At 42.8% G+C, this 8,293-nt stretch carries 8 protein-coding genes; 3 read left to right on the top strand and 5 right to left on the bottom strand.

Annotated features, from left to right (window positions below; translation table 11 throughout):
* Window positions 1–478 precede the first annotated feature (478 nt).
* The 3 genes from MHM98_RS18705 to prfB form a co-directional block, all read right to left on the bottom strand.
* Window positions 479–706, bottom strand: a complete 228-nt coding sequence (locus MHM98_RS18705) for a hypothetical protein (RefSeq protein ID WP_239440926.1) — start codon at window positions 704–706, stop codon at window positions 479–481.
* A gap of 101 nt (window positions 707–807) precedes the next feature.
* On the bottom strand, window positions 808–2,328 hold the full coding sequence (gene lysS, locus MHM98_RS18700) for a lysine--tRNA ligase (protein ID WP_239440925.1): 1,521 nt from the start codon (window positions 2,326–2,328) through the stop codon (window positions 808–810).
* A 70-nt stretch (window positions 2,329–2,398) separates the two neighbouring features.
* A complete protein-coding gene (prfB, locus tag MHM98_RS18695) occupies window positions 2,399–3,496 on the bottom strand; it encodes a peptide chain release factor 2 (RefSeq protein WP_239440924.1) in 1,098 nt (365 codons plus the stop codon).
* A gap of 261 nt (window positions 3,497–3,757) precedes the next feature.
* Here prfB and MHM98_RS18690 point away from each other — a divergent pair, with 261 nt between their 5' ends.
* From MHM98_RS18690 to MHM98_RS18680, 3 genes are read left to right on the top strand one after another with little or no spacing between them, the layout of a single operon-like run.
* On the top strand, window positions 3,758–4,081 hold the full coding sequence (locus MHM98_RS18690; RefSeq protein ID WP_239440923.1) for a hypothetical protein: 324 nt from the start codon (window positions 3,758–3,760) through the stop codon (window positions 4,079–4,081).
* Window positions 4,081–4,332, top strand: coding sequence for a hypothetical protein (locus tag MHM98_RS18685; RefSeq protein WP_239440922.1), 252 nt, complete (start codon window positions 4,081–4,083; stop codon window positions 4,330–4,332). The genes MHM98_RS18690 and MHM98_RS18685 overlap by 1 nt, the downstream gene beginning before the upstream one ends.
* Before the next feature lie 12 nt (window positions 4,333–4,344).
* On the top strand, window positions 4,345–5,931 hold the full coding sequence (locus tag MHM98_RS18680; RefSeq protein WP_239440921.1) for a PepSY-associated TM helix domain-containing protein: 1,587 nt from the start codon (window positions 4,345–4,347) through the stop codon (window positions 5,929–5,931).
* A 64-nt stretch (window positions 5,932–5,995) separates the two neighbouring features.
* On the opposite strand, the gene MHM98_RS18675 is transcribed toward MHM98_RS18680, so the two are convergent.
* Window positions 5,996–6,433 carry a DUF6491 family protein gene (locus tag MHM98_RS18675; protein WP_239440920.1) on the bottom strand — a complete coding sequence of 146 codons (438 nt, stop codon included), beginning with the start codon at window positions 6,431–6,433 and terminating at the stop codon, window positions 5,996–5,998.
* Window positions 6,434–6,453: 20 nt separating this feature from the next.
* Window positions 6,454–8,187, bottom strand: a complete 1,734-nt coding sequence (gene recJ, locus MHM98_RS18670) for a single-stranded-DNA-specific exonuclease RecJ (RefSeq protein ID WP_239440919.1) — start codon at window positions 8,185–8,187, stop codon at window positions 6,454–6,456.
* Between the last annotated feature and the right edge of the window lie 106 nt (window positions 8,188–8,293).

Below are 8,293 nucleotides of genomic sequence, written 5' to 3'. Positions count from 1 at the left end.
CGTTCAATCTGAGCCATGATCAAACTCTTCAATTAAAATTTGATTTAGGTTCTCAATGAATTCTGTCTATTTGCATAGGCATTGTCATTAAGTTCCAAAGCAATAAATGCTTAAGTGATTCTTAACTCCAAATGCCCACACAGTTTATTTGAATACTAATTTTTAAAGAACGTTTTATCTCAATCACCTTTTGGTGAGAGAACCGCTTCGAAGCATTGTGCTTCGTTGCGTTAGGGCTGCGCATTCTACGCAATCCTTATTTGAAGTCAACAACTAATTTTAAATAATTTTTAAAGTTTATTTTAAACGTTGTTTTCTTCGCTAACCCGCGTTGTTACTTTGTTTAAGAAGCTGTCCCGCCATGTCAGTGGATGCGCATTATAGAGATCCAATTTAACTTGGCAAGGGCTTTTTTGATCTTTTATTTTGATCGTTCAATAATGATACGAAATCGCATTTTTCTGTGATTTAAAGCACGCTAATTCTGCATATTATCCGCAGCAAACATGCCTGTGCCGTGATTAAAGATCGCTGCGGCGCTATTTATATCAATCTTTTGTTCTTTGGCGATGGTAATAATTTGTTCGCCAATGAAGTTCGCTTGCGCTTTATCTTGAATAAATAGGATCGCTTGTTGATCTTGATAGCGGAGGATCAAATCGAATCCGCCGTATACTTCTTCAATCGTTATTTGTTGTTTGCTCATTTCTATTGTTGTAGTTATTAAGTTATAGAAACAACAAACCCTGCACTTGCAGGGTTTGGCTTATTATTAATTCCGACTTGCTATACCAAGGCTTATAGTAATTAAGCTTCTGGACGCATGTGCGGGAATAATAGTACGTCGCGAATCGATGGCGCGTCTGTGTATAGCATCACTAGACGATCGATACCGATACCTTCACCAGCTGTTGGCGGTAGACCGTATTCTAGTGCAGTGATGTAGTCACCGTCGTAGAACATAGCTTCATCATCACCAGCATCTTTTTGAGCAACTTGATCTAGGAAGCGTTGATCTTGATCTTCTGCATCGTTTAGCTCAGAGAAACCATTAGCGATTTCACGACCACCAACGAAGAATTCGAAACGGTCAGTGATGAATGGGTTGTCATCGTTACGACGAGCAAGTGGTGATACTTCTGCTGGGTATTCAGTGATGAATGTTGGTTGCATTAAGCGGTGCTCACCAGTTTCTTCGAAGATTTCGATTTGGATCTTACCCAGACCCCAGCTGTCTTTAACATCGATACCTAAGTCTTTAGCGATCTTAGTCGCTTGCTCGATGTCGTTAACTTGCTCTGCAGTTACGCCTTCGTTATATTTCAAGATCGCTTCAACAACTGTCATGCGCTCGAATGGCTTACCAAAATCAAAGTCATTACCTTGATAGTGAATTTCACTAGTACCTTTAACACTAAGCGCTAATTCACGTAGCATGTCTTCGGTTAGATCCATTAGCATTTGGTAATCAGCATAGCCCCAGTAGAACTCAAGCATAGTGAATTCAGGGTTGTGACGAGTCGATAGACCTTCGTTACGGAAACTGCGGTTAATTTCAAATACGTTTTCGAAACCACCAACCACTAAACGCTTAAGGTTTAGCTCAGGTGCGATACGCAAGTACATATCCATATCTAATGCATTGTGGTGAGTCTTAAACGGACGCGCTGTTGCACCGCCAGGGATCACTTGCATCATTGGCGTTTCAACTTCCATGAAGTTTTTCGCCGATAAGTAGTTACGGATAAAAGCAACGATCTTAGAACGCGTTTTGAATACTTCGCGTGATTTCTCGTTAGCGATTAAGTCAAGGTAACGTTGACGGTAACAAGTTTCTTGATCAGACAGACCGTGGAATTTGTCTGGCAGTGGACGTAATGCTTTAGTCATTAGACGCACTTCAGTACAACGAATAGATAGTTCACCCGTTTTAGTTTTGAATAGCGTACCTTTGGCGGCGATGATGTCCCCTAAATCCCACTTTTTAAATTCGTTGTTGTAGAAACCTTCAGGTAATAAGTCACGTGCTACGTAAACTTGAATGCGCGAACCCATGTCTTGGATAGTGGCGAATGCCGCTTTACCCATGATACGGCGCGTCATCATACGACCAGCAACGGCAACTTCTACCGCTTCTTCTTCTAACGCTTCCTTTTCCTTACCACCGTGTTTAATATGAAGATCGTCTGATACGTCAGTACGACGGAAATCATTCGGGAAGGCAGCACCTGCCTCGCGCATTGCATTTAACTTTTCGCGGCGCTGTGCCACTAGTTCGTTAATATCTACAACTTCTTCTTCGTTGTTCACGTTGTTTTGGTCACTCATGGTAAGTGGGTTCCTGTTATTAACACATTTAATTTTGGGTGATTACGCCTTGGCGTTAATCGAGATTTAATTACAAACCTTGTTTAAGGCTCGCTTCAATAAATTTATCTAGGTTGCCGTCTAGTACGGCGCCCGTATTAGAACTTTCGATACCTGTGCGCAAATCTTTGATGCGCGACGAGTCTAATACGTATGAGCGAATTTGACTGCCCCAGCCGATATCAGCCTTGCCGTCTTCTAGCGCTTGCTTATCTTCGTTTTGCTTATCAATTTCTAGCTCGTATAACTTAGCCTTTAACTGTTTCATAGCAGAGGCTTTGTTTTTGTGCTGTGAGCGATCGCTTTGACACTGCACCACAACATTGGTTGGCAAATGAGTGATACGAATTGCCGAATCAGTTTTGTTAACGTGCTGACCACCAGCGCCTGATGCGCGGTAGGTATCGATACGTAAATCAGCCGGATTGATATCGATTTCAATATCATCATCAATTTCTGGATAAACAAAGGCCGAACAGAACGAAGTGTGACGGCGGGCACTAGAATCGAATGGTGACTTGCGAACTAGACGGTGGACGCCACTTTCGGTGCGCAGCCAACCGTGAGCAAACTCACCTGAGAATTTGATCGTTGCGCCTTTGATGCCAGCGACATCACCAGCGGTAACTTCTACCAGTTCAACTTTAAAGCCTTTGGCTTCGCCCCAACGCAGATACATGCGCAATACCATTTCAGCCCAATCTTGGGCTTCGGTACCACCTGAGCCAGATTGAATATCCATGTAACAGTCGTTTTCATCGTTCTTGCCGCTAAACATGCGGCGGAATTCGAGTTTTTCAAGCAAGACCTCAAGATCGTTAAGCTCTGATTGTGCTTCGTCAAAGGTTTCTTGATCTTCAGCTTCAACGGCGAGCTCTAATAATCCTTCGACATCTTCTAGTCCCGATTCCATTGAATCAATGGTGTTAACGATAGCTTCTAGGCTAGCGCGCTCTTTACCCAAGGCTTGGGCGCGCTCTGGCTCGTTCCACACGGCAGAATCTTCTAGTTCTCTCGTCACTTCAATGAGCCGCTCACTGTTGTGATCGTAATCTAGGTATTCACGCAATATGTTTGAACGGCCGCGAAGGTCGTCAATTTTGTTTTTAATCGGGTTTACTTCGAACATTTAGGGCAATTCACCGTTTAAATTGAAAACTTGCTGAAAAAAAGCCGCTTATTCTAACTAATTAATCCTCAAATTTACAGGTTTTAAATGGAGATTTATGGCGTTTAGTGTGAAGTGAAACGGCTAACTTACGCTGAGAATATGTCGTAATAACGGCCACATTGAAACAACTTATCGATTTTATTCGAAATAGTGGTGGCATTTTTTTAACCAAAGCCATAAAATCCACTGTAATTAAAAACTATTATCATTCATATTTTTATGTTTAATTTGGAAATTGCATTTATATTGATGTGGATTGGCGCTTTTGTAACTTATGCCGCCAGTGAAAAACAGCAACTACTAAGCAGCCCGATAGAGCGCAATGTCGCTTGGGGTGGCCTAACAGTCATAACAGCAGTTAGCACGTGGTTAATAAGTAGTTTCTATGCCCCTGTCACTTCATTGATATTTAGCCTTGGAATTTTAATGTTAAGCTGGATATTTATCGTGCTTCTGGCTGGACACTGGACTAAGAAACCCACTCAAGTATGCGGCGCTGGCGTGCTGTCTTTACTTTTAATTGCACAATTAGGAGGTGTCTAATGTGGCCTAAATCTCTTATCGCGATCATTGGTGGTTGCTTGCTATCGATATCTCTCATGCTCAATCTAAACTTCATCTTTCCATTTGAAGTAGATACGCGCTTGTTTATTGGTTTGTTATTTTCGTTTCCGCTATGGGTAGGAGTAATGGTGTGGTGTTATGCCAGCGATTCGTTTAAGCATGCACTTAAACGATGCACTGCCTTGTTCATTCCATCGGCGATGTTTAACGCATTTTTTCTCATAGGCTAGCAGTACACACTCATGAATAAAGAATTTATCAAACGTTTAACGCTCGCCCACGGCTGGTTAGGTCTTATCTTTTCAGGCCTGTTGTTCATCATATTTTTCGCTGGTTCGATTGCGTTGTTTCGCCAAGAGATTACCAATTGGGCGATGCAACCTCATTATCCAGTAACTCAAGGTGAGCAAATCAGCGTTGAAAGAGCGTTTGAAATTGCGCTTGAAGGGCGCGATTACGATGCTAAAGAACATCTGAATATGGTTTTGCCTACCAAAGAAAACCGCTACTTTCGAGCGATTATCGATATTAAAGATCGTCCTGTTGAACCGCACTATGACGACTTGCTTATCGATCCAGTGACCGGCGAAATCATCAGCGAGGAAAGTAAATTTGAATTAGCAGAGTTTATCTATCATTTGCATTACGATCTCAATATTCCACAAGGTAAATACATCCTTGGATTTGTGACGTTGTTTTTCTTATTTGCGCTAATCTCAGGCATTTTCATCCACGCTAGAAAGCTAATAAGTAACTTCTTTCAGTACCGCGCTGGCAATCACAAGCGCAGTCAACTGCTAGACATGCACAACGTAGTTGGTGTTGTTAGCCTACCATTTACCATTATGTATGCCATCAGTGGTCTTATATTTAACTTAGTCATCATTTATCAAGTCGCTTTTGCAATCACGGTGTACAAAGGTGATGGCGAAGCGCTACTCAAGGACGCAGGCTTTGAAACTATAGCGCCACAGTGGCAAGACAAGCCTACACCACGTATAAATATCGATGATTTGATCAGCGAAGTTACTGCAGAATTTAATTCGGCGCCACGTTTTGTACGACTTTACAACTACGGTGACGAAAGCGGATTAGTGCAACTATTTTCTACAGATAACAGCGAGCTAACGACCGGCTACACCAATACATATTCATTGACGACTGGCGAAATCGTCGTTCGCTCTGACAGTACAAAGCCCAATTCACTTGTTGTTGGCACGGGCGTTTTACGTAAATTACATTACGGTAATTTCGCTTCACTTGATTTGAGGTTTATCTATTTATTCCTCGGCTTCGCAGTATGTGGCTTAATAATGACTGGTAATTTGATTTGGCTAGAGAAGCGTGAAAAACAACGTAACTTCTCAGCCCGCACATTAACCATTGCTCGTTATGTCACCTTATTAAGTAGCGCCGGAATCATGGTGGCTACAGCAATGTCCTTTATCGTAGAACGCGTTCTTGCTGAAGCAACAATGGAACGTGCAAATGTTGTTGCTAATGGTTTTTGGGGACTACTCGCGTTATGCGCTATTGTCTATGCACTGCCAGTCGTTCGCCGCAATTACCGTTTAGCGCTGCAACAGTCACTCTACTTATGTTCGGTAGCACTAGTAGTGACAGTAGTCGCTGGATACGCAATGTATTCTGAAACACTAATCGCGCTGTTTAACGCGCAGCAATATTCGACTATCGCTGTCGATGCTTCATTTATTGTCAGCGCTTTATTGCTGGCTTTTGTAGCTAAGCGCATCAAGTCGAGTGCTCAGAGCAACAATCAAAATGACGATAGTCAGTGTGGAGAAAATGAGTTAGCGCCAGCTAAATAATCCTCTTTCCCAAATAAAAAGCCCTCAATGACAATCATTGAGGGCTTTTTTAATGTTCGTCCTTTTATTCTTCGTTCTTAGGCGGCTTGCCAATTGCCGCTATCTCTTTATGCTGCTCTTTAGAGATTGGATAAATCTCTTTGATATAGCATTTAAAGTGAGGGTAAGTCGGCACAGATACCGCATCGAAATTCTTTGATAGCTGCGATGATGTTGTCTGATGCGTAATTAGGGTTTGGGCATAATCTAAATCACTACAACGCCCTTTTAACGCAATCAGATAATGCTTCTTAAATGGTCCTTTGACAGTAAAGTAGCTATCTGTCAGAGATTGCCAATTATTCATTCTAAAGTTGTTAACACGCTTAACTGACGCAATATTATGTTCGGTAACATAGGTTTCATAAGCTTGATTTTTTTCCACGCGAGATAAAGTATCTGGCTGAGTAGCACAACCTGCTAACAACAAACCTACTGCACTTAACGCTAACAATTTTTTCATAGTAAATTCCTCATCATTTATCATAAGGGGATAATGTGTTCGACCATCAGTTGGAGTGATAGTTTGTTTCTAAATTCGTTTATATCGAGTTTATAGGCAACTTCTACCCATTGAATGTTAGGGTTTGGCCACGTTTGTAAATCGACGTTAAAAGCAATAGCATCAACAACCATCATACTGCCTTCTGGCTCTAGCACCAATTTAAGATGTTTTTCACCGACAATGCGTTGTTGCACTACACGAAAACGCCCGTCAAAGCATGGTTCTGAAAATCCTTGCCCCCAAGGGCCAGCATCGCGAAGTAGAGCAGCGGTTTCAATCGTGAAATCTTGACTATGGAGTTCACCGTCGGTAAGGATTTTTCCGCTTAACTGCTCAGGTAATAGTGTTGCTTGTGCCTGCGCTTCAAACAATTTAGCAAATGCTGGATAGTCACTCTCTTTGATGGAAAGTCCTGCCGCCATCGCATGGCCACCAAATTTCAAAATCATCCCGGGAGCAAGCGTATTAATGCGCTCTAACAAATCGCGCAAGTGTAACCCTTCAATCGAGCGCCCCGATCCTTTTAGCTCACCATCGCCAGCGTCGGCAAATACGATTACCGGACGATGAAACTTCTCCTTAATACGTGAAGCTACAATGCCACTCACCCCCTGATGCCACTCTGGATGAAAGAGGGCAAAGGCATAAGGAACTTCCCCGCCGTCTTGGGTAAATGGCAATTGCTCAATAATCTTGAGCGCCTCTTGCTGCATGCCTGCTTCAATGGCACGGCGATCTTTATTAAACCCATCAAGCTCGCTGGCTATCTCTCTCGCGTGTTGCTCGTTGTTGGTTAGTAGACACTCGATACCTAGTGACATATCATCTAAGCGCCCTGCTGCGTTAAGGCGTGGACCTATCGCAAATCCCATATCACTCGCGACGATGCGCTCAAGGTTTCGCTTAGCAATTTCAAGCAATGCGCGAATACCAGGGCGGGTGCGTCCCGCTTTGATACGTGCTAATCCCTGCTCAACTAAAATGCGGTTATTACTATCTAACACAACAACATCAGCCACTGTGCCCAAGGCGACGATATCTAAAAACTCCGCCATGTTTGGCTCTTGCAAACCAGTTTTCGCGAAATAATTGGCTTTTCTCATCTCAGCGCGCAGTGCCAACATCACATAAAATGCCACACCGACACCCGCTAAATTTTTACTCGCAAACTGACAATCAGGCTGATTAGGATTGACGATAGCATCAGCTTGCGGAAGCTGCTCACCAGCAAGATGATGGTCGGTTACGATTACTGTCATTCCAAGCGCTTTCGCATGGGCGATACCATCAATCGATGAAATACCGTTATCTACAGTCATAATAACTTTGGTGCCTTGTTGATGGGCTATATCAACAATGGGTACCGACAGGCCGTATCCAAAATCAAAGCGATTAGGGACGATGTAGTCGACATCTGTCGCCCCAAAACGGCGGAGTGTTAGCATCGATAATGCGGTAGAAGTTGCGCCATCGGCGTCAAAATCACCGACAATAGTTATTTTTTGCCCTGTCGTAATGGCTTGGAAAAGTAGTTGCGCAGCCTTGTCGGTATCTTTAAGCATCGCTGGGTTAAGCAGGTTCTTAAGTTGATATTCCAATTCTGTCGCAGAATTAATCCCGCGACTTGCATAAATTCGCTGTAACAGTGGTTGATTTAAGAAGCTCAGGTGATCAAATTCCACCGCTGGACGACGCTCGACAATAGTGCTCATTATTTTCCGTAAATAATTCAAATAAAAATCAATAAAAAACCAGCTCACCTTAACACGGCAGCTGGTTTTAACATATAAACCTGAGGTAATTTATTGTGCTTATTTG

The organism is Psychrobium sp. MM17-31 (assembly GCF_022347785.1).
Lineage (GTDB): Bacteria > Pseudomonadota > Gammaproteobacteria > Enterobacterales > Psychrobiaceae > Psychrobium.
The sequence above is the reverse complement of the archived record's forward strand: the minus strand, read 5'-3'. Positions and strand labels throughout refer to the sequence as shown.

Excerpts from the sequence above, each read along its gene's own strand:
- MHM98_RS18685 (WP_239440922.1), top strand. The coding sequence starts at position 4,081 with ATGTGGCCTAAATCTCTTATCGCGATCATTGGTGGTTGCTTGCTATCG.
- prfB (WP_239440924.1), bottom strand. The coding sequence starts at position 3,496 with ATGTTCGAAGTAAACCCGATTAAAAACAAAATTGACGACCTTCGCGGC.
- lysS (WP_239440925.1), bottom strand. The coding sequence starts at position 2,328 with ATGAGTGACCAAAACAACGTGAACAACGAAGAAGAAGTTGTAGATATT.
- recJ (WP_239440919.1), bottom strand. The coding sequence starts at position 8,187 with ATGAGCACTATTGTCGAGCGTCGTCCAGCGGTGGAATTTGATCACCTG.
- MHM98_RS18675 (WP_239440920.1), bottom strand. The coding sequence starts at position 6,433 with ATGAAAAAATTGTTAGCGTTAAGTGCAGTAGGTTTGTTGTTAGCAGGT.
- MHM98_RS18705 (WP_239440926.1), bottom strand. The coding sequence starts at position 706 with ATGAGCAAACAACAAATAACGATTGAAGAAGTATACGGCGGATTCGAT.
- MHM98_RS18680 (WP_239440921.1), top strand. The coding sequence starts at position 4,345 with ATGAATAAAGAATTTATCAAACGTTTAACGCTCGCCCACGGCTGGTTA.
- MHM98_RS18690 (WP_239440923.1), top strand. The coding sequence starts at position 3,758 with ATGTTTAATTTGGAAATTGCATTTATATTGATGTGGATTGGCGCTTTT.